Here is a 22,925-nt window from a genome sequence, read left to right as displayed (position 1 = left end):
TTTCGTCCTTATTCCGCTGCGCTTTCAGCGGTATCGCCCAAGTCAGCCATTTCAACATCTTGGCCAGCTTTCAGGGTGACGTATGCTTTTTTAACATCAGAACGACGTCCTAATGTTTTACCAAAGCGTTTAGTCTTACCTTTAGTGATAGTCGTGTTAACTTTAACAACTTCCACACCAAATAATTGCTCTACTGCTTTTTTGATTTCAAGTTTGTTTGCATCAAGTGCAACTTTAAAAACTTGAACACCAGCAGCTTCACCTAGAACTTGTGCTTTTTCTGAAAAAACAGGTCCTTGTAGGACTTGATAGATACGTTCGTTGTTCATCCGAGTTCTACCTCAATTTTCTTAGCAGCAGCTACAGACATAACAACTTTATCGAACGCAATCAAACCAACAGGATCGATTCCAGCAGCATCAACCACATCAACATGTGGAATGTTACGAGCAGCTAAATATAGATTTTCATCTACAGCTTCTGTAACGATTAATGCGCGAGTAGCGTTCAAGCCGTTAAGTTTTGCAAGCAACTCTTTAGTTTTAGGCGCTTCAACAGCAAACTCTTCAACTAATATTAGACGATCTTGGCGAACAAGTTCAGCTAAGATACACTGCATTGCACCGCGGTACATTTTACGGTTTACTTTTTGAGACCAATCTTGTGGACGAGCAGCAAAAGTTTTACCACCACCAACCCAGATTGGGCTACGAATAGAACCCGCACGAGCTCGGCCAGTACCTTTTTGACGGAATGGTTTTTTACCACCACCAGAAACGTCTGCACGTGATTTTTGAGCTTTAGAGCCTTGACGACCACCAGCTAAATAAGCTGTAACAACTTGGTGTACAAGAGCTTCATTAAAATCACGACCGAAAGCTACTTCTGATAATTCAACAGCAGAGCCGGAAACAGTTTTTAAATTCACGTTATTTCCCCTCAGGCCTTGATCGTAGGACGAACGATAACGTCGCCACCAGTAGCACCAGGAATCGCACCTTTAACAACAAGAACTGAACGTTCTGCGTCGATAGATACAATTTCAAGACCTTGTACTGTTACGCGTTCAGCACCTAAATGGCCAGCCATTTTTTTGCCTTTGAAAACGCGACCAGGAGTCTGGTTTTGACCTGTAGAACCTAAAACACGGTGAGATAGAGAGTTACCATGTGTAGCATCTTGCGTACGGAAGTTCCAACGCTTAACACCACCTTGGAAACCTTTACCTTTTGATTGTCCAGTTACGTCAACAATTTGACCTACTGCGAACAAATCAACACCGATAGTTCCACCAATTTCACGACCTTCAAGATCAGCTTCTGTTGCACGGAATTCGCTAACTAAACGACCAGCAGCAACACCAGCTTTCGCAAAGTGACCTTTCTGAGCATTTGTTACGCGAGATTCGCGACGTTCACCAGTAGTGATTTGAATCGCTTGATAACCATCAGTTTCAAGCGTTTTGATTTGAGTGATACGGTTAGGATCAACCTCAATCACTGTTACAGGTACAGAAACACCAGCATCTGTAAAGATACGTGTCATACCGCACTTGCGACCGACTAAACCAATAGCCATGTGCATAAACCTCTAAAAAAGCGGCCTAATTAACTTAGAGCGTTAATTAACCGAAAGCCTTAACCCAATGCGATCTGAACATCAACACCAGCTGCAAGATCCAATTTCATCAATGCATCTACAGTTTTGTCTGTAGGTTGAACGATATCGATCAAACGTTTGTATGTGCGGATTTCATATTGGTCACGCGCATCTTTGTTTACGTGTGGTGATGTCAAAACGTTAAAACGTTCGATGCGAGTAGGCATCGGAATAGGACCACAAACTTGTGCGCCAGTACGTTTTGCTGTTTCTACGATCTCTTGAGAAGATTGATCAATTAAACGATGATCAAAAGACTTAAGACGGATACGAATTCTCTGGTTAGACATACCAGTTAACTCCAAGCCAAATATATAAAGAATCACCCTTGACGCATCTCACCCCATTAAATAAGGCAAGTGTCAAAGGCAGTGAAAATCACTAAGGTCATGATCGATGCCACGACTGTAACGATCTGGATGACTTTCTTCGCCATCCATCCCCTTCATATCGAAGGGTCGCTCATTATAACGATTGTTTAACAGTTAAGCAAATGAATTTAAGCCTTTTCATCTATTTTAAATAATTTATTGTTAATCAAGATGTTTAACTTTTAAACATCAACTTATACTTTGAGCACATAATCAATCGCCTTGTTTAACAATTGGTTTCCACATAAATAATCCGATTTTTGTGTCGTTTTTAATTTATTTAAGGATTGGATATGTGTTTCACTAAACACCATATCATCCTCTTCATGTTCGATAAATATTTTCAGACTGTGTGGGGTAATTTCTGGATGAAACTGGAAGCCAAGTACATTTTTACCAATTTGGTAAAGTTGATTTGGACACGCAGGATTTTCTGCTAAACGAATTGCACCCTTTGGAATATCAAAAGTTTCACTATGCCATTGCATCACATTCACCTCTTTAGGTAGTTGAAAGTATTCATCAGGCACATATTCGCTCTTATTCACCAAAGTCCACCCTAGCTCTTGCATCGGGTTGCGTCTCACATTTGCCCCTAAAGCATTGGCAATAAGCTGCCCTCCTAGACATAAACCAATCGCAGGCTTCTCTTGTGCCAAATAGCGCCTAATCCAGCGTTTTTCAACTTTAAGCCAAGGGTAATTCGCTTCATCATTTACACTCATCTCCCCTCCCATAATAATGAGTAAATCCACTTCATTTACATGTGGTAAGGCCTCTATATCCAGTTGAGAATCCGTCGGCAAAGCAAAAAATTCTGTTGCGGTAATTTCAGCATCCATTGCTTTTAAATGTTCAAAACAACTTCCAAAACCTTCACCTGCAATATGTTGAAAATAATGCACTTTAAGTTTCTTCATCTTCTCACCTATTCTTGTTGTATCGCTTACGCTAAAAATCTAAAACTTGCAAAGATACAAATGCAAAAATGAAGCCAATATCAATTTTAGTTATGAATTTTCACAAATTATTGCTTTCCGCCCTTCAACGATTATGTTTTGCTTATAACAATACTTTATTCATCTTATTTTGAGCACTCTTGTGAAACTAAATCCACAAACAGCACTAATTCATGCACCACGCAAAGCACCTCAATATATAAATACAGTTCAAGCTCCCTTATTTCGTGCATCCACCATTATTTTTGAAAATACCGATGCACTATTTAATCGCCATTGGACGGATGATTATGACTATAGTTATGGTACGCATGGCACTCCAACCACATACACGCTAGGCGATAATATTGCTCAAATTGAAGGTGGGGAATATTGCTTACTCACACCAAGTGGTTTATCTGCAATCAATTTAGTGAATTCATGTTTTTTAAGTCATGGCGATGAAGTTTGGGTTGCTGAGAATATTTATAGCCCAAACATGGAACATCTACATAATCTCGAAAAGCGCTACGGAATCGCGGTTAAAGTTTATAATCCAATTGATGTGGACTCATTTCAACCTTCAGAACATGCGAAATTGATTTGGTTAGAAGCCGCTGGTTCAATCACCTTAGAATTCCCTGATTTAATTAATTTGGTTAAAAAAGCCAAAGCTCACAATATTCTGACGGCTTTAGACAATACCTGGGGCGCTGGTTTAGCTTTTAATGCTTTTGATTTTAGCCATGAACATCTAAGTGTAGATATTACTGCACACGCCCTAACAAAATACCCAAGCGGTGGTGGTGATATTTTAATGGGTTCAGTGGTCACCAATCATAAAGGCTTACATCAGCAATTATTGCGCATGCATGCCATTCAAGGTATTTCTATTTCAGGTGATGATGCAGCACAAGTACAGCGCAGCTTAGCTTCAATGCAAATCCGCTACGAACATCAATCTCAAAGCGCGTTGAAAATTTTAAATTGGCTCAAAACCCAAGATGCTTTTGCTCAGGTCTTACACCCTGCCGATCCTGACAATATCAGTCATGACTTTTGGAAACAAACCTGCCAGACAGAGCGAAGTGCAGGTTTAGTCAGTGTCATTTTCAATACGGAATATGATCTAACAGCGATTCGTCAATTTTGCGATCATTTAAAACTCTTTAAACTCGGTTTTAGCTGGGGCGGCCCAGTCAGTTTAGTGATGTTATACAACTTAACTGAGATGCGTCACACAGAACAAGCTCACTTAAAAAAAGGCTTGTTGGTACGTTTCTGTATCGGCTTGGAAGATGCTGATGATTTGATTCAAGACATTGAAAATGCTTTAAAGGCAATTCAAGTTTAAAATAAGGAAAACTTCCTATGAGGTGATGTCTATTCAGCTCATAGGAGAAGTGATAATTTTTTAAATTTCTACTTTCCCCTACAAAAAAACCCTCTCCTTCCATGTGAATATAACCATTTTTCAAGCTCACTTTTGTTAGCGTATTTATCACAAATTGTAGGTCAGAAGAGAATAATGTTGTCAGCACATCAAAAAAAGGACGATAAATTAAATCTTGGTAATCAAATATTAACTGGCAAAAATAGCTCGGATATTCAAATATTAAATTTTGTGCAGAGGGATAATTCAGTTGATAAAGATAGTCAATATCTGGTTCAGGTTGATTTTTATCATCTACAACGCACTGATCAATAAATTCATCCATTTCATGCTGAATCACCTTAAACAATAAGTCCAAACGCTGAACCCATAGATAAGGCTTTACGCGATCACCTAAATCATTTTGACCATACCCCATACTTCTATAACTCACTTGTCTCAGTACGTCATACGATACGTTTTCAACTCTGAACATTTTATACTCTTTTTTTATTTTCAATAACGCAAAATGTATTTAGGTTAACCAAGCAATTCACTTCTATTTAAGCTGCATTTTATCAAACTTAAAAACAACCATCACACCTATAAAGTCTAAATTTAAAAACAGATTTACAACATCATCATTTCATGCAATTTTGTATAACAAGCATGATATAAAAACTGAGTATGCTTCACTCAAACAAAAGCATTCGAATTAAAGCTATAGGAATAAAAATGGGTACACCAATCGTCATTGCAAAAAAAACTTCCGATACAACACAAGATATTGTCTTACACTCACAATTTGCCAATCGTCATGGTTTAATTGCAGGTGCAACAGGAACAGGGAAAACCATTACCCTTAAAGTGCTTGCAGAAAGTTTTTCACGTATTGGTGTTCCTGTTTTTTTAGCCGATGCTAAAGGTGATGTATCCAGTATTGCCAAAGCAGGTTCAAGCAATCCTAAGTTTGATGAGCGCATTAAAAGCTTAGGTGTTGAAAGTGTTCCATTTGCAGCTTCACCAACCATTTTTTGGGATTTGTTTGGCGAACAAGGACATCCTATTCGCACCACGATTTCAGAAATTGGACCTTTACTCCTAGCTCAAATGCTGAATTTGAATGACACCCAAGAAGGTGTGCTTTCAGCAGTATTCCGTGTTGCAGATGATCAAGGCTTACTGCTCATGGACTTTAAAGATTTAAAAGCCATGCTGACCTATGTCAGTGAAAATGCGGCTGATTTAAAAGCCGAATATGGCAACCTTTCTCCTGCTAGTTTGGGTGCAATTCAACGTAATTTATTAGCTCTAGGTGATCAAGGTGGCGAACGCTTCTTTGGCGAGCCAAGCTTAGACATCATGGATTTTATTCAAACGGATTCAAATGGGCATGGTTATATCAACCTACTCGCTGCTGATAAGCTAATGAATACCCCTAAACTTTATGCAACATTCCTACTGTGGATGCTTTCAGAACTATTTGAAAAGCTACCTGAAGTCGGTGATATGGATAAACCTAAACTGGTGTTCTTCTTCGATGAAGCACATCTACTGTTTGATAATGCAAGCCCTGCTTTACAAGACAAAATTCAACAAGTTGTTCGTTTAATTCGCTCGAAAGGCGTGGGTATTTATTTTATTAGCCAAAGCCCATTGGATATTCCTGAAGATGTGCTTGGACAATTGGGTAACCGTGTACAACATGCTTTACGTGCATTTACACCCAAAGACCAAAAAGCCGTAAAAACTGCTGCTGATACTTTCCGCGCTAATCCTGAGTTTAAAGTTGACCAAGCAATTACTGAATTGGCTGTTGGTGAAGCACTGATTAGCTGCTTAGACGAACAAGGTACACCACAAATAGTTGAACGCTGTATGGTGATGCCACCCTATTCTGCATTCAACCCGATCACTTTAGATGAACGCAAAGTATTAATGGCGCAAAGCATTGTGGCAGGCGTATACGACAAAGAAGTCGATCGTGACAGCGCTTATGAAATGTTACAACGTAAAGTTTCAGATAGCTCTCAACAGCAAATAGCTTTTGAAGCTGCTGCGCAACAAGCCAAGCAACTCGAAGAAATGGCGAAGTTTCAAGCCAAGCAACAAGAGGCTTTAAACAAAGAACAAGAACGTGCCGCCAAAGCTCAACAAAAAGAAGAAGAAAAAGCCGCAGCTGCTCGTGCAAAAATGGCTCAAGACGTGATTGGTACTTTTGCTAAAAGTGCAGCACGTAGCTTAGGTGGCTCTACAGGGCAAAAAATTGTACGTGGCTTATTAGGCTCATTGTTTGGAAAACGTTAATACTATAAACACCAACTTTCTGCTGATGATGCAATACATCTTCAGCAGAATGATTAAATTTCCTCAATTAAGTCAAGCTAAGTAAATATAGCTTCATGAGATTCGCATAAATAATTCATTATTTTCCAAATGAATGTGTTGCATCAAATCATGTTTAAAAGCATTCAATCCAACATATAACGCTTGCCACGTATTACATGCACCTGCTGGTGGTGTAATATCATGCGTAAGCTTTTCCAACGCCTCTAAACTTTCACCATGTAGCGTATGCTCATGTCGCATCATTTCTATCGGATGCACCGCTTGAGGTTGATGTGCTCGAATCATTGGAAATAGAATCTGCTCTTCTTTCATCATATGACTAAGTAATTCTCGTTGCATCTCCACCAACAGCCCTGTCAATCCTGTTGGACAATCAGGATGGGTCTTATGCACTTTTTCAACACGTTCAGCCAATCGAATAAGTTCAGGAAGTTGATGACGATGAACTTCATGATAACGCACCAATATATGTTCAATCAGTTCATTGGTGTGTAATGCCTCCACTCGATCTGAGTGTTGTTTTTGATGATCAATAAGTGTTTGTAAATCATGGATCACATCATCAATACTCACTTTCTTTTTTACACAAGCATCCTCCAATGTGAAATGCCCATTACAACAAAAATCTAGCTTATATTTATGAAACACTGCTGTTGCACCAGTGATACTTCTCGCAATTTCACCTACACTTTGCTGATTCATACCCATGACTTAGATCTCCACTGATTAACACATTATATAAATTGAGTTGTATGAAATCTAAGCTAGCCCGATTCACATCACGAAAAAATCCCCCAAAAGGCCTGAGATAAATCCCCCATTTGGCTAAGTAAACCTACAAAATTTTTCTGTTAAATTGGTTCTTCATGCATTCTCTAAAACATTTCACACTTATTTAACCTAAAAGAAATACACTAGACTAAAGAATCACATAGAATTTTTATGGTTTTATGTTAAAAATAGATTGCAAATGTAATTTAAAAGGTATATTTTAAATACATCTTATAAATGATAGCCAAGAGAGATCAACAATGACTCCGCAGCAAATTGACCTTGTAAAAGCAACTGTTCCTGTTCTTCGTGAAAATGGTGTAGCACTGACAGGTTATTTTTATAACCGCATGCTCGGCAATAATCCTGAATTAAAAGAAACCTTTAACATGGGGCATCAACGCAGTGGTGCACAAGCTCAAGCATTGGCTGGTGCAGTTTTAGCTTATGCTGAAAATATTGAAGACCCTTCAGTACTATTACCTGTTGTTGAACTGATTGCACATAAACATGTCAGCCTGAATATTCAATCTCCTGACTATAATATTGTCGGTGAAAACTTATTACATTCAATTAGTGAAGTACTCAGTATTCCAATGGAAGACCCATTGATTGCGGCTTGGGCTGAAGCTTATGGCCAATTGGCAAATCTATTTATCAGCACTGAAAAAGCAATTTATGATCAACATCAACAAACTCAAGGCAGTTGGTTAGGTTGGCGTAATTTTAAAATTGCGAAAAAAGTCGTAGAAAGTGATGAAATCACGTCTTTCTATCTTGCACCAGCAGATGGCGGCGCTTTACCTAAATATGAAGCAGGCCAATATATTTCAGTTCGTGTATTTGTAGAAGAATTGGGCTTAAAACAACCACGTCAATACACCCTTTCTACAAGTCCTCAAGCTGACTATTTACGCATTTCAGTAAAACGTGAAGATGAAAAAGGTGATTTAGCTGGTGGTTGGGTTTCAAGCACTTTGCACAGCTTGGCGGAAGGTGCTGAAATTGAAGTATCTGCACCAACAGGTAACTTCTACCTGATTGATAGTAGTAAACGTAACGTATTCATTAGTGGTGGTGTTGGTTTAACACCAATGATTGCCATGTTGAATCAATTGGTCACTTTAGATATGCCACAACCTGTTAGCTTTATTCATGCATGTCGTAGCAGTCAAGTACATGCCATGAAACAACACATTCATGAGCAAAAAACTAAATTCCCTCGTCTAAGTACATTTACTGCTTACGAATTCCCTCATGAAGGCGATGTTCTTGGCGAAGATTATGATGTCGCTGGACGGTTAGACTTAGCAACTATTGATGCAGCATTGTTACCAGCCAATGCAGACTACTATCTTTGCGGTCCGATACCATTTATGCAACAACAGCATCAAGCACTGGTTGCACGTGGTATTCAACCTGAGCAAATTCATAGTGAAGCATTTGGCACAGGTGGTACTGGTATTTAAACCAAATTTCTCTTTCATTCTTTATAAGGCTAGTCTATGTTAGACTGGCCTTATTTATTTTCAGAACCCAATACATCTTTTTTTTAAATAGATGAGCAGCTTACATGCAACTGAACAAATTTACCGACTATGCGCTACGCATTTTAATGTATATCTCTAGGCCTCGTGATTTACCTTATACGATTTCTGAAATTGCCGAAGATTTACAAGTTTCACAAAATCACCTTGTTAAAATTGTACATTTTATGGGTAAACAAGGTTGGTTAATTACTTCACGTGGTAAGGGTGGTGGTCTTCGCTTAAATCAAGAAATTTTAAATTTCAGATTAGGGAAAATTGTGCGTACGCTTCAAGGAGAAACAGAGATTGTCGAGTGTAATACTCCGCCTTGTGTTTTACGTCCCCAATGCGGTTTAAAAGGTATTTTAGATCATGCTGTTGTACAGTTTTATCAAAGCTTAGACCAATATACCGTTGCAGACGTATTAACTGCGCCAGTGAGTTATCAAAAAGCAGTTCACTCGCCTATCCCAAATCTCAACCTATAAATCCACTTTATCTAAGAATCTAAGCTAAGCAAAAAAGAACATCTAAGTTTAGTTACGCAATAAAAGTTGCCAAAATTCGCTTGAAAGATCGACTTCCTTTATAATGCACTTTGTTCATCCGTTTATTGAAGTTGAAGTATGCATCGCAGCAGTGGAAAGTCTAAAAACAGTAAGACCTCAAATGCCCCTAAACAAAAAATTAGCTATGAGAAAAAAGCTGACCCTGCGATTTCAGAGTACTCATCCTCGTCTTTAAATTGGTTGCGCAGAGCTGAATTCTTGATGAGTGCGCCTAAACTCAACCTGTGTGTTGAAGATACAGGTTATGAAGTTGCTTTCGCAGGGCGTTCAAATGCAGGAAAATCTAGTGCAATTAATGCATTAACAAATCAAAAGCAATTGGCCCGAGCATCAAAACGACCGGGTCGTACACAAATGATTAACTTCTTTAGTTTAGGCAATCCTGACCAACGCCTCGTAGATTTACCCGGTTATGGTTATGCAGCTGTACCTGAAGCAATGAAAATTGTTTGGCAAAAAGAACTTGAAAACTATCTGATTCATCGTAAAAGTTTACAAGGTTTAGTTTTACTCATGGATATCCGCCATCCTTTACAACATTTTGATGTGATGATGTTGGAATGGGCTTATTCACGCCATTTGTTTGTACATGTTCTTTTAACTAAATCAGACAAACTCAATCGAGGTCCTGCGAGTAAAGTGCTCCTCGATGTACAACAACAATTACAAAAAATGAAGCTCAATTTCTCTATCCAGTTATTCTCTTCATTGAATAAACAAGGACTTGAAGAATTAGCATCTATTATGGCTGGACGACTGAACTACACCTTAGATAAAACGTTAGATTTTGATATGGATTCTATTCCAGAAGCTTCAGAAGCAGATTTTGATGAAGCTGATGCTGATTTAGATGAAACCGCTGACATTGATCTCGATCATTCAAACCAAGCAGATAATCAAGAGATCAATTGAGATAAAACACCCTCACCTAGAAATTGTCTGACCAAATTCATCACCAATTGATATTGGAATGTCCTAAATTGCTAATAACTATTTAGGACATTTTTTTATACTGAATAGATAAATTGTAATATTTACAAATAAAAATCAGGACAATGCGATGAAATTATTATCTCGATTAAAAAACAGTAAAATTGGGTCTTCCATTCAGTATCAAATCAAACCGCGTAAAGTAAAATTTGAATGGCAAGAAACACCGATTGATTGGATTCCTAATCAACCCTTTGTCAGTTATTTCATTAATGAAATTAATAACATCCTTCCCGCAGGTGAGTTCTGGTTTTGCCGACTCTACAACCGTGTATTACCTAAAATTACTGATGAAAAATTAGCACAAGATGTCCGTGCTTTTATTCGCCAAGAAGCAATGCATGCTCAAGCACATGTCTCTGCAAATAAAGAATATTTAACAGTACGAAATATTGATATTCAGCGTAATTTAGACCTCATGGATTTTCTATTTGGAAAATTACTTGCAGATCAACCTTTAGGTATAAAAATCCCTCAAGCCTTAGATCATCAATGGGACTTATTTCGTTTAGGAATCGTCGCAACTGTTGAGCACATGACTTGCGTACTGGGTAAGTATTCGCTGTATAACAAAAAATGGGCTGAGCTTGGTGCAGATCCTAACATGCTAGATTTGGTGAAATGGCACGGTGCAGAAGAAATCGAACATCGTACTGTTGCATTTGATTTATATCGCCATTTAGGTGGTGGTTATATCTCTCGTTATTATCAAAGTGTGATTGTTATTATTGCCGTACTTGGTTTATGGGTTGATGGCGCTGCACATATCATGGGACAAGACCCACGCTTTGCAGATAAAAAACCTGCATTTTATAAACCGTGGATATGGCGTGAATGGGCGAGTATCGCACAGACAGATAATCGCCTTATGCCACATCCACTGTGGTTAGTTTCACAACAGCTCGGTTATTTAATGCCGTGGTATGATCCTGTACATGAAGCTAAAACAGAAGATGCGATTGCTTACCTAGACAGTTCACCTGCTGCGAAACGCGCCTTACCTAAAGTTGCTTAAATCTTATATAAAAAAAGAAAAGCGGGATCAAGAATCTTAATGCTGATCAGTTAAGAGTAATTTTATTATTACTAATTGATAAATCTCCCCTAACCCTGAGCCATATATGGCGCAAGGCAAAAGAGGGGATGAACAGCATTGCTGTGCAAGGAATTCAATGAGGTATGAATCTAAGATACTCCCTCCTTTTTCAAAGGTGAGGAGTATGCTCCGCAAGGAGGAGGATTAAAAATGCTTAACTGACTGGCATTAAGATCAATAATCCTGCTTTTTTACATAGATCTTTTTTATAGCCTAGCCATATTTTAGTGAATAAAAACTAACTCGGTGATCCCATGTCTTTGGTATAACGATCTACAACAACACTTATCATCATATCACCCTGAACATTCACCACTGTTCGTACAGTATCGAGCAAACGGTCTATCGGTAATAAAATAGCGATTGCTTCCGCAGGTAAACCCACAGATTGTAAAACCATAATCATGGTCACCATACCAGCACTTGGGATTCCTGGCGCACCCAATGACGCAATCATTGCGGTCAAACACACAATGACTTGCTGTCCTAAACTCAAATCAAGTCCCATCAAATTTGCAATAAACAGTGCCGCCGCAGCTTCATAAAGCGCAGTACCATCCATATTCAATTGCGTACCCAATGGAATAACAAAACCTGCCGTTTGAGGGCGCACACCTAAATTTTCCTGCGCACACTTCATCGAAAGTGGCATGGTTGCTGAACTAGAACTGGTTGCAAAGGCAGTAATTAAAGCCGCTCTCGCCCCTCTAAAAAAGGTGATCGGACTCATTCGCCCAAAAATCCACAACAATAAAGGTAAAACCACAGCCCCGTGGAAAATAGTCGTTCCAGTCACCACTGCCGCAAACTCAGCTAAACGACTCAGAATAGAAATATCTTCTGTCGAAATTAATTTTGCCAATAATGCAAAAATACCGATTGGTGCGAGTTTCATCACCCACCCAACCATCATCATCATCACTTCAAAAAATTGCGTACTGAGTTTACGAATACTGCTAAACCGCTCACCACCTTTGACCAATGCCACACCAAGCAATAAGGCAAAAACCACTACGGCGAGTACATTACCTTCTGCAAAAGCCTTGAATGGGTTAATGAGTGTATTTTGAATAAAATTGGTAAAGAATGATGAAGCTGTCAACGTATCGGGACTTTGATGTTGATTCATTACATCCTGAAAAAGCGTAATATCAACACCCTTTCCAACATCAAATAAATGCGCACAACTAATCCCTAAAATCAGCGCCAAGGTCGTTGTCGTAACGCAGCAGGCTAAGGTAATTTTCCAAGTGCGACTCAGTTGCCCGCCTGCTTGTAAATTCGAAACGCCCACCACAATCGAACTAAAAATCAAAGGAACAAGAAGCATCTTCAACAAGCCAATAAAAATGCTACTGGCAATGCCTAGGCCATAAATACTGGCTTCAAAAAACTGAGTATTGGGAAATTGATTGAGTAAAAAACCAAACCCAACCCCTAGAATGGCGGCAATTAAAATTTGCGTATTTAGGCTCATTTTTGCTTACTGTTTTATTTCGAGTATTTTGCAATATGCCATTGAAGTTACATAGAATCGAGCATTATTTTGTGATCAGCTTAGTTCAAAAATAAAAAAGCCATCTGTTTAAATCAATGCCAGCCAGTTAAGCTTTTTTAAATCCTCCCCTTGCGGAGCATGCTCCTCACCTTTGATAAAGGAGGGATGAGCAGCACTGCTGCGCAAGGAATTCAAAATTATTTTAGATTCTCAATTGTTCCCCCTCTTTTGCCTTGCGCCATATATGGCTCAGGGTTAGGGGAGATTCTTAAATGAGTAATCACTAAATTACTCTTAACTGCTCAGCATTAACCTGTTTAGATAGCTTTAATACGTCGATCATTCAAGTTTATTGCGTTTCAATCTCACGCATACGCATCAAACCCTCTTGCACCGTACTACACACTAGCTCTCCATTTTGCCACATCCGTCCATGACTGAGCCCACGAGAGCTTGCCGTTACGGTTGCATCCATATCGTAGAGCATCCATTCATCTGCTTTCACTGGCTTATGGAAATACATCGCATGATCTATACTGGCAATTTGAACACTTGGCGTAAGATAATTGATACCGTGTGGGCGTAACGCTGTCACCATAAATGAATAATCTGAATAGAACGCCACAATCGCTTGGTTCAAAGCAACATTATCAGCCAAATGTTTAGGCAATTCACCATAGGTTTTCATATACAACGCATTGGATGGCGCTTCAGGTTGTGGTTGAAATGGATTACCAATATTAATCGGCTTGATATCCACCTGACGTGGACGCATAAATGCTGCACGAATATTTTCAGGGATAAAGTTAATCAAGTTTTCTTTTAATTCTTGCTCAGACTTTAACTCATCTGGCGCAGGATATTCTGGCTCACTGATTTGGTAATTCAAACCTTCTTCTGGTGAAGCAAAAGACACCATCGCTGAAAATATAGTACGCCCATGTTGTATAGCACGAACTTGACGGCTTAAAAAGCTTTTACCATCACGTAAACGATCAACTTCATAAATAATCGGTGCATTGACATCACCACCATACAAAAAGTAAGCGTGTAATGAATTTACAGGTCGATCTGCTGTGTATGATGCTGCCATCAGCGCTTGCCCGAGAACTTGTCCACCAAAAACACGTTTACCAACCAAGTTTCGACTTTGACCACGAAAAATGTGCTCTTCTAATTTTTCAAGCGTTAATAATTCAACAAGTTCTTGGGTTAAAGTATTCATAAAAGACCTTTTTTATTCCAATTTACGTCATCATAAATGCCGTAAAATAGATGTACTTTAGAGGGTTAACTCTATATTGCCATAAATTCTGAGTGATTCGCTAAAGTTTCATAGACTATATTGTCACATATCGAGTTTGCTATACTCTGTTCAAATACGTTTTAAAATGATTAAAACAACCGTTTTTCATGCAAAATGTCTGAAAATGACCTATTGTTTTATCTTTAAATTATAGAAAATATCGCTTCTTTCATTGACTAATAATGCGATATTCATCATTCGCTAGGAGTATGTATGTCCAAGAGTGGCTTTGGTCAAATGTATCGTCGGCTTTCAAGTAAGCTACTTGACCTTGTGGTGACACCACATGTTCTTGGAGAAGTTCCTACAGAAAACCAAGTTTCTGAAAATGCAAATCAAGAGATTTCATCTCCTGAAAAGACTCAGAAAATTACGTGCTATGTTTTGCAAAACTATTCACGCAGTAATGCCTTGGTTGTTGATAGTGAAACTCGCCGTTTAAAGATTGCACCTGCTTTAAATCCATTGGTGATTGGCAATCACACAGAAAAAGCTGCGGTTGTATTTTTACAGCAACAAGATGAAAGCAATTTATTACACGCTCCGATACATACATTTCCTCCGCGACTGCTCAGACTAATCGATGTTTTAGATCAAAATCCAGACTTAGATATTGAATTGATCCCTGTCACTGTACTTTGGGGTCGCTCGCCAGATAAGGAAGATTCTTTATTTAAATTATTGTTTACAGATACTTGGGCAACACCGAGTAAAGTTAAACAATTGATGAATATCGGCGTACATGGTCGTCAATCTTTTTTAGAGTTCCATGAAACCAAATCGCTGCGTGAATTGGTGCAATATGCCAAAATTCATCACCCAAACATTTCCCCAGCGACCTACATTGCCAACAATTTAAATGATTATTTAGACCGTCAACGAGAAGTCATTCTCGGGCCTGATTTATCAGATCGCCGTAATGTGATGCAGTCTTTAATCAAAGCGCCTGATGTGCAGGATGCCATTCGCAAAGAAAGTATTCGCTCTAAAACCAGCATGATCGAATCTGAGCGTAAAGCGATTGGTTTTGTTAATGAAATTGCTTCCGACTATTCAGCTTCCGCAGTACGTTTTGCCGATATGGCACTAACACGCTTATGGACTCAGCTTTATGATGGCGTTGAAGTTCATAACTTTAGTACGGTTCGAGAGTTGGTCAAAGACTATGAGGTGATTTACACCCCATGTCATCGTAGCCATATTGACTATCTATTATTGTCTTATGTGATTTATAAACGTGGCTTGATGGTGCCGTATATTGCTGCGGGCGATAATTTAAATATGCCGTTTGTAGGTCAATTATTACGTGGTGGTGGCGCATTCTTTATTCGCCGTTCATTCCGTGGTAATGCACTTTATACTTCTGTATTTAAAGAATATTTATTTAGCATTTTATCTCGCAACACGCCACTTGAATACTTTATTGAAGGTGGTCGCTCTCGTACAGGTCGCTTGCTTCCACCTAAAACAGGCATGCTTGCAATGACTGTACATGGACACTTACGTGGTCGTGCTAAGCCAATCGTATTCATTCCAACTTATGTGGGCTATGAACGCTTGATGGAAGGCGCAACCTATGTGGGGGAAATGAATGGTAAACCGAAAGAGTCAGAGTCTATTTGGGGTATTCTTCAAACCCTGAAAAAGATTGAACGTATTTTCGGTAAAGTGCATGTGAATTTTGGTGAGCCTGTCTTCTTGGATGATTTACTCAAAGAACACGGCGCGGATAAGATCAAAATTGAACACAATGACGATCCTATTCCTCAAGAAGTTTCCAATGCTGTCAGCAGTTCTGCTAATGCAATTTTGGAAAATATTAACCGTGCAGTGGTGATCAACCCTGTTTCATTATTGTCGCTGATTTTATTGGCAACACCGAAACATACACTTGATGAAGAAATCTGCATTAAACAGCTCGATACTTATCGTAAATTATTGACTGCGCTACCTTATGACAGTCGCACTCAAGTGACACCGCTTTCAGGCAAAGAAATCATTGCTTATGGCTTGAAGTTAAAACTGATTAAACGTGTTCAACATGTATTGGGCGATATTATTGCCATCGAAGATAATCAAGCCGTTTTACTGACTTATTTCCGTAATAATATTTTACATGCATTTGTTTTACCATCATTGGTCGCGGCGTTAGTTGAACATAACGGCAAAATTAATCTGGCTGATTTAATTAATGTCATTCGCACACTTTACCCATTCTTAAAAGCAGAATTATTCTTAAAATGGAAAGATGAAGAAATTAAAGATCAAGTTTGTGAATATGTGAAAGCATTAGCTCAAGCTAATTTAATTTTTGTTGATGACGAAGAGTTTATTTACAGTCCAGCGCCAAACTCAGAAGATCATAACCAACTTGCTGTTTTAGCTGCACCAGTTCGCCAAAGTCTTGAACGTTATTACATGACTTTAGCACTCATCACACAACGTGGTTCAGGAAATATTTCGACCAATCAAGTTGAAGTGCTCAGTCACTTATTAGGACAACGTCTTTCTGTATTGTATGAATTCAATTCACCTGAATTCTTTGATAAAGCCTTATTCCAAAGCTTTATTCGAGTACTGACTGAGCAAGGTTATATTGGCAAAAATAAAGAAGGCGCAATTGTTTTTGATGAGCAATTCCGTAATGTTGCGCAATATGCAAACCTTGTTTTAGATGATGTAACTTTGCAAATGCTTCAGCACATTACTTCATTTACCGATGAAGAATTAAAAGAAGCGTTAGACGCTGTTGCAGCACAACAAGCGAAGAAACGTTTAAAACGTAAGAAGAAGTAAGTATAAAAGGGTATCTACAAAAAATGTAGATACCCTTTTCGAATCAGAGAATATCAAATATTATTTTATGAAAAGCAATTATTTGTACTAGCTTAAAACAGCTTCAGCGGCACCGCCAAGTAATGATAGTACAAAATCTTTAGCATCAGTGTTACTTCTAATAACTCTAATAACATTCATCTCATATCTTTTTCTATCTAAAAAACCGCATTGCTTAGCAATAGGAGTCAGTAAGTTCGTTTCTCTAATTGGATATCGACCAATTAATGACTCATAATCTTTTGACTCTAATAACTGTTCAAAATATGCAATCTCTTCCTGTAAGAAAGATGAAAAGTCAAAAGACTTATTATAAGCACCTCCATTTTGAATATCTTTTTGAGTCGGAATTGATGACATAATTTCGGCACGTATTTTCTTTTCTATAGCTCTACAACATAAATGTTCTTTCTTATCCTTTAGAGCATTAAATATAAAATCGCAAATTACTTTAAAACACTCATTGACCGATGTAGTTAAATGCGTTTCTTGAACCGACTCTAAAACCCATCTAATAATTCTAGGGTGATAATATATAGACTCAATAGAATGGACAGATAGACTAAAAATGAATTGTGATTTCAAGTTTTCTATTTGTGACTGTACTTTATTATCATTATCGATGATACCAACAGCATTAGTCCAATGAGCAAATGGATTATGCCTTAGTCCTTTTACAGCTATTTCTACAAGATCACATTTTTCTTTCGAAATTACAGTTACATCTTTAAATAAAGCAGTATAAAGCTCAGTATCTAAACTTGACTGTGTTCCTTCAACAAATAACATATTGCTTCTTGCACCAAGAACATCCATTTTGACTTGTTCATCTAACCCATTTAATGTTTCATCATAATTATTAATTACAGATATATTCCATTTAATAGAATAATCATTTTCATAATAACAGTTATGAACACTTACAACTATGGATTCTTGGAAAAAAGAAGGTAATGTTAATTCGTGAGTTGAAATTACAAAAGCACAATCCCTTCGTAACTCTATAAGATTTGATAGAAGATGAGATACTATTTTTTTATGTAGATGTCTCTCAGGTTCATCAAGAATTATGAGCACATTATGTTCTGCACATAACACCTGACAGCATATAATTAAGGCACTTTTTTCTCCATCAGACAATTTAGATAATGGATAGTTTCTTGGAGGGCAATAATTAAGGTTTTTTGCCATCAGATTCGTGTCTTTATCTATAAAAAACTCAATTTTTAATCCACTATTCTTAAAAATATCATTTATCTGATCTAATTCTGTATGTAAGACAAGATTTTCTAATGTCTCACCTCTTTTTAAAAGATTATGATTCCCTATTGCATGGGCTATCGATTTATTTTTTAGTGTGACGATTGGTAGATTGACACTCTGATATTCGCTTACATCACGATATCTACTAGTCTCAGACTTTAAATTATGAAATACATTTTGTTTTGCATTTCTATATTCATTATTATTCAAGTCAATAATATCGCTATCGAATGTATTTTTTCTATATGCAGTTATATAAATAGATTGTTCATTGCCATACTGGCGATACAGTTGATTAACTAAAGAAGATTTTCCAGATCCGTTTCCCCCTACAAAGAAAGTTACCTCTCCACACAGAATATCTATAGTACTATTTGACCCATCAACTCTTTGTATATTAAAACTAAACATTTTCAAAGATCTTTTATTTCCAATTGAATAAATAAATTATAAATAACCAATTGTTTATATACAATTTTCATTTAAATATTTCCAATAGTAATATTCACTACCATCCTCTCTGCAAAAATCCGTTTCCCTGTCTCCCTCTCACTTTCCAAAACCAATTCAGGCAAATTCAACTCTCTTTGAATCTTTAAAATCATTTCGTGCAAAGGAATCGGTTGGTTATTCGTACAAATATACGATTTTTCAGCACGTTCCACGTGAAGCAAATGCACTAAAAAGTTTGCCAAATCATCAATATGAATTCGATTTGACCAATGAATATTGGGGTAAGTTTTTGTCGTTTCCGCAAGTTTTTGCATACGAGCAACTGAAGTGCCGTAAATTCCAGTCGGTCTAACAATCACACATTCTTTAGGATAAGCCTGTTGCCATAACTGCTCCATTTTCAACAACAATCGACCTTGCTCATCACTTGGAATAGTTTCAGAATCATCATCAATACGCTCTCCATGACTTTCACCATAAACACGTGTTGACGACACGACAATAATTCGTTTTACAGGATGATGCTTTAAAGCTTTTACAATCGGCTGAACCGAATCGACATAAGTCTGTTGATAATTTTCAATTGGACTTTGAGAATTACCACGTGATGGCGCAAGTAATACATAAACCGCATCAATCACTTGAACTTGCGACAAATCTAGTTGTTGGATATCCTGAGTGAGATGTTGAGCAAAATCATCATCTTTCGGACTCCGACTCACTGTGGTAATTTGGTGATCTTGTTGAAATAATTGTTTAGCAACACGCTGTGATGTTTTACCATAACCAATAAATAGAATATGCATCAAATGACCTATTCTTCAAAACCGATTTTTAAAAATCAATTTAACCTAAGTTGAGGGGACATGGCTGCCGTCCACCAATTACAAGGGCTTGGCAATGCCGCCGCTGCCTTACTCGAAAAGCTCAATATTTTCAGCACAGACGATTTGCTGTTTCATTTGCCACGTGATTATGAAGATCGTAGCACGATCATTCCCATGAACCAATTGCAAGTTGGTCGCAGCTACCTGCTTGAAGGTGTAGTCAAATCCATTGACATGCCACCCGGTAAACGCAAATCGATGGCCATTTTATTGCAAGATGATTTTGGCAAAGTCACTTTACGTTTCTACCATATTTATAAAGCATTGATGGATCGTGCCAAAGCAGGCAATCGTTTAAGAATATTCGGTGAAGTCCGTGTCGGCGCACGTGGTTTAGAATTGTATCATCCTGAAATACAATTGATTACAGAGCATACACCACTTCCCCAAACACAGCTCACAGCAATCTACCCTGCAACTGAGGGTTTAACACAACCGAAACTCCGTGAGTATGTTAAACAAGCTTTAAAACATCATGCCGATGATTTACCTGAATTACTTCCTGAAAAATTCACCAATGGCTATGCCTTAAATCAAGCACTTGAATATATTCATCATCCCCCTGTAAATGCCAATATGTTGCAACTTTCGCAAGGTTCGCATCCTGCTCAGCAACGTTTGATTTTTGAAGAATTGGTCGCACACCAAATTAGTTTACTGACACGACGCGCTTTTATTCAGCAAATTGCAGCGCCTTCATTTTCTCCCAGTAAAACCTTTGCTAAGCAGCTTTTAGCCAGTTTACCTTTTGAAATGACCAATGCCCAAAAGCGTGTTTCAAATGAAATATCCAAGGACTTAAAACAAAACAAACCGATGCTACGTTTAGTTCAAGGTGATGTAGGTGCAGGAAAAACCCTAGTCGCAGGCGTAGCAGCCTGTCATGCCTTAGAGGAAGGATGGCAAGTTGCATTGATGGCGCCGACGGAAATCTTAGCCGAACAACATTATTTAAATTTTAAAAAATGGTTTGAACCACTCGGTTTAAATGTATCTTGGCTTTCAGGTAAACAAAAAGGCAAAGCTCGCACAGCTGCGGAACTAACCTTAAAAGATGGTACAGCCAATCTGATCGTTGGAACGCATGCTTTATTTCAGGACAATGTTGAATTTGCCAAACTCGGCTTAGTCATTATTGACGAACAACACCGTTTTGGCGTGGATCAACGCTTAGCACTGCGCAATAAAGGTGTGAACAATACCACGCCACATCAACTGGTAATGACAGCAACACCAATCCCCCGCACCTTGGCGATGTCTGCTTATGGTGATTTGGATACCTCTGTGATTGATGAACTTCCGCCGGGACGTACCCCGATTCAAACTGTGACGATTCCGCTTGATCGACGAGAAGAAGTCCTCAATCGAATTGCCACCAATTGTGCTGAAGGGAAACAAGCCTATTGGGTTTGCACGCTAGTTGAACAGTCAGAAACTTTGGACGCACAAGCTGCTGAAGCAACCTATCAGGAAATAAAAGAACGCTTTCCTCATCTCAATATTGGCTTAGTCCACGGCAAGATGAAAGCAGATGAAAAACAGATGATTATGCAACAGTTTAAGGACAATGAATTACAACTCTTAGTTGCAACTACCGTTATTGAAGTGGGTGTAGACGTTCCAAATGCATCCATTATGGTCATTGAAAATGCTGAACGTTTAGGGCTTTCACAACTACACCAATTACGTGGACGAGTTGGACGTGGTGCGACAGCAAGTTTCTGTGCCCTACTCTATAAAAATCCATTGTCACAAAATGGACAAGAACGTTTACGCATCATGCGTGAAACCAATGATGGTTTTATTATTGCGGAAAAAGATTTAGAAATTCGAGGGCCGGGTGAGCTACTCGGTACAAAACAAACGGGTGATATGGGTTTTCGTGTTGCCAAGTTAGAACGTGATGATCATTTACTCAATCAAGCGCATTATGTCGCTGCTCAGGTCTTAAAAGATTATCCTGAAAATGCGGAAGCCTTGCTTAAACGATGGTTACCTGAAGCACCAAGATATGCGTATGTGTAGTGTAATAATTCTATCGGTTTTGAGTAAATGCATTTTCCATCATAAAAATATAAAAAGCTCCTCCCTTTGAAAAAGGGAGGTTGGGAGGGATTACATCTATAAATACGAAATAAACATCATTTAAAACAATATGGATTTGTATTTTTTGATTGAGACAGTGATAAATAACATTGCGCTCAAATCATAACTATGCAAAATTAACGCTCAATTAAAAATAATAAAACGAATCCTATGCTCCAATTTATCAATCAACTCCTCCACAAAGGCATGCAAAGCATTTCCCCTTGCCTACTTTGTGGAATCGACAAACAACAACAGCATTCACTCTGTACAGATTGTTGGGATCATTTACCGTGGTACAAACAGCACATCGAAAGATATGAGCAAAATATTTTATGCGCACATCACTATCTCTTTCCGATAGATCGAGTCATTCAAACCTATAAATACGAGCAACAACTGCAATATCAAACATTACTTAGCAACAGTCTATTAAATTTAAGACTCCCCAAAGTTCAAGCCATTGTCCCAATGCCGATTTCCACAGAACGCTTAAAAGAACGTGGCTATAACCAAATGTTGATCATTGCCAAAATTATGGCGATAGAACTCAAAATACCTGTATGGCAACCCGTGATTCGCGCGGCCCAACATTCACAAAAAGGCTTAAGCCGTATAGAGCGACTGGAAAATATCGAACAACAATTTCAAATCATCAAAACTGAACGAAGAAGATATAAAAAAGTGTTAATTATTGACGATGTCGTAACAACAGGAAGCTCAGTTCATGCCTTAAAGCTAGCACTCGAAAACTTAGGCTGTCAGCAAGTACATACCGCTTGTATCGCTGCTGCAGAGTAATCCGCCATACTTCTCATGAGAGATTAAATACTTCTCCCCCTTTGGGATAGATTGAGAGAGGGTTTTTAAATACTTCTCCCCTATGAGAGAGACTAAGAAAAGGTTTTAAATACTTCCCCCTATGAGAGGCTGAGAGAGCTCTTAAATACTTCT

General features: G+C 38.3%; 20 protein-coding genes. 10 read left to right on the top strand and 10 right to left on the bottom strand.

All coding sequences use genetic code 11. The annotated features are described in order from the left end of the window. Positions 1–8: 8 nt before the first annotated feature. From rplW to CDA10_RS09570, 5 genes are all read right to left on the bottom strand, one after another. Complete coding sequence (gene rplW, locus CDA10_RS09590) at positions 9–329, bottom strand: 50S ribosomal protein L23 (RefSeq protein WP_089605396.1); 321 nt, start codon at positions 327–329, stop codon at positions 9–11. Beyond that, a complete protein-coding gene (gene rplD / locus CDA10_RS09585; protein WP_089605395.1) occupies positions 326–928 on the bottom strand; it encodes a 50S ribosomal protein L4 in 603 nt (200 codons plus the stop codon). Before rplD ends, rplW begins: the two co-directional genes overlap by 4 nt. 11 nt (positions 929–939) lie before the next feature. Continuing rightward, positions 940–1,578 (bottom strand): 50S ribosomal protein L3, encoded by a 639-nt coding sequence (gene rplC, locus CDA10_RS09580; RefSeq protein ID WP_089605394.1) that lies wholly within the window; start codon positions 1,576–1,578, stop codon positions 940–942. 59 nt (positions 1,579–1,637) lie between these two features. Then, the gene (gene rpsJ / locus CDA10_RS09575; RefSeq protein WP_004725677.1) at positions 1,638–1,949 is read right to left on the bottom strand and encodes a 30S ribosomal protein S10; all 312 of its coding nucleotides are present in this window, start codon (positions 1,947–1,949) and stop codon (positions 1,638–1,640) included. 275 nt (positions 1,950–2,224) lie between these two features. Then, the gene (locus CDA10_RS09570) at positions 2,225–2,950 is read right to left on the bottom strand and encodes a type 1 glutamine amidotransferase (RefSeq protein WP_089605393.1); all 726 of its coding nucleotides are present in this window, start codon (positions 2,948–2,950) and stop codon (positions 2,225–2,227) included. Between the two features lie 181 nt (positions 2,951–3,131). Between CDA10_RS09570 and CDA10_RS09565 the strand changes: the two genes are divergently transcribed. The 3 genes from CDA10_RS09565 (at position 3,132) to CDA10_RS09555 (ending at position 6,647) form a co-directional block, all read left to right on the top strand. Further along, positions 3,132–4,322, top strand: a complete 1,191-nt coding sequence (locus tag CDA10_RS09565) for a PLP-dependent transferase (RefSeq protein ID WP_089605392.1) — start codon at positions 3,132–3,134, stop codon at positions 4,320–4,322. 174 nt (positions 4,323–4,496) lie between these two features. Beyond that, positions 4,497–4,676 (top strand): hypothetical protein, encoded by a 180-nt coding sequence (locus CDA10_RS09560; protein WP_089605391.1) that lies wholly within the window; start codon positions 4,497–4,499, stop codon positions 4,674–4,676. A gap of 399 nt (positions 4,677–5,075) precedes the next feature. Continuing rightward, positions 5,076–6,647, top strand: coding sequence for a helicase HerA-like domain-containing protein (locus CDA10_RS09555; protein ID WP_089605390.1), 1,572 nt, complete (start codon positions 5,076–5,078; stop codon positions 6,645–6,647). 93 nt (positions 6,648–6,740) lie between these two features. Here the strand turns inward: CDA10_RS09555 and ytfE are convergent, their stop codons facing one another. Beyond that, the gene (gene ytfE, locus CDA10_RS09550) at positions 6,741–7,397 is read right to left on the bottom strand and encodes an iron-sulfur cluster repair protein YtfE (RefSeq protein ID WP_089605389.1); all 657 of its coding nucleotides are present in this window, start codon (positions 7,395–7,397) and stop codon (positions 6,741–6,743) included. Positions 7,398–7,720: 323 nt separating this feature from the next. Between ytfE and hmpA the strand changes: the two genes are divergently transcribed. From hmpA to CDA10_RS09530, 4 genes are all read left to right on the top strand, one after another. Beyond that, the gene (hmpA, locus tag CDA10_RS09545) at positions 7,721–8,929 is read left to right on the top strand and encodes an NO-inducible flavohemoprotein (RefSeq protein WP_089605388.1); all 1,209 of its coding nucleotides are present in this window, start codon (positions 7,721–7,723) and stop codon (positions 8,927–8,929) included. A gap of 104 nt (positions 8,930–9,033) precedes the next feature. Beyond that, positions 9,034–9,477, top strand: coding sequence for an RrF2 family transcriptional regulator (locus tag CDA10_RS09540; protein ID WP_089605387.1), 444 nt, complete (start codon positions 9,034–9,036; stop codon positions 9,475–9,477). A gap of 138 nt (positions 9,478–9,615) precedes the next feature. After that, positions 9,616–10,470: a ribosome biogenesis GTP-binding protein YihA/YsxC gene (yihA, locus tag CDA10_RS09535; RefSeq protein ID WP_089605386.1), complete on the top strand. Its 855-nt coding sequence runs from the start codon at positions 9,616–9,618 to the stop codon at positions 10,468–10,470. A 148-nt stretch (positions 10,471–10,618) separates the two neighbouring features. Next, a complete protein-coding gene (locus CDA10_RS09530; protein WP_089605385.1) occupies positions 10,619–11,563 on the top strand; it encodes a metal-dependent hydrolase in 945 nt (314 codons plus the stop codon). A gap of 319 nt (positions 11,564–11,882) precedes the next feature. Here CDA10_RS09530 and CDA10_RS09525 read toward each other — a convergent pair whose 3' ends face one another. Next, on the bottom strand, positions 11,883–13,121 hold the full coding sequence (locus tag CDA10_RS09525; RefSeq protein ID WP_089605384.1) for a dicarboxylate/amino acid:cation symporter: 1,239 nt from the start codon (positions 13,119–13,121) through the stop codon (positions 11,883–11,885). 370 nt (positions 13,122–13,491) lie between these two features. After that, on the bottom strand, positions 13,492–14,367 hold the full coding sequence (locus tag CDA10_RS09520; protein ID WP_089605383.1) for an acyl-CoA thioesterase: 876 nt from the start codon (positions 14,365–14,367) through the stop codon (positions 13,492–13,494). Positions 14,368–14,661: 294 nt separating this feature from the next. On the opposite strand from CDA10_RS09520, the gene plsB reads away from it, so the two are divergent. Then, a complete protein-coding gene (gene plsB, locus CDA10_RS09515) occupies positions 14,662–17,244 on the top strand; it encodes a glycerol-3-phosphate 1-O-acyltransferase PlsB (RefSeq protein ID WP_089605382.1) in 2,583 nt (860 codons plus the stop codon). Positions 17,245–17,331: 87 nt separating this feature from the next. On the opposite strand, the gene CDA10_RS09510 is transcribed toward plsB, so the two are convergent. Both CDA10_RS09510 and CDA10_RS09505 read right to left on the bottom strand, forming a co-directional pair. After that, positions 17,332–18,957: an ATP-binding cassette domain-containing protein gene (locus CDA10_RS09510; RefSeq protein WP_089605381.1), complete on the bottom strand. Its 1,626-nt coding sequence runs from the start codon at positions 18,955–18,957 to the stop codon at positions 17,332–17,334. Between the two features lie 71 nt (positions 18,958–19,028). After that, positions 19,029–19,805 (bottom strand): NAD(P)H-binding protein, encoded by a 777-nt coding sequence (locus tag CDA10_RS09505; RefSeq protein WP_089605380.1) that lies wholly within the window; start codon positions 19,803–19,805, stop codon positions 19,029–19,031. A gap of 60 nt (positions 19,806–19,865) precedes the next feature. Between CDA10_RS09505 and recG the strand changes: the two genes are divergently transcribed. Next, a complete protein-coding gene (gene recG / locus CDA10_RS09500; protein ID WP_089605379.1) occupies positions 19,866–21,911 on the top strand; it encodes an ATP-dependent DNA helicase RecG in 2,046 nt (681 codons plus the stop codon). 231 nt (positions 21,912–22,142) lie between these two features. After that, positions 22,143–22,772, top strand: coding sequence for a ComF family protein (locus tag CDA10_RS09495; RefSeq protein ID WP_089605378.1), 630 nt, complete (start codon positions 22,143–22,145; stop codon positions 22,770–22,772). The last annotated feature ends 153 nt before the right edge of the window (positions 22,773–22,925 follow it).

The organism is Acinetobacter piscicola (assembly GCF_002233755.1).
Taxonomy (GTDB): domain Bacteria; phylum Pseudomonadota; class Gammaproteobacteria; order Pseudomonadales; family Moraxellaceae; genus Acinetobacter; species Acinetobacter piscicola.
This window is presented reverse-complemented; position numbering and strand designations above follow the sequence as displayed.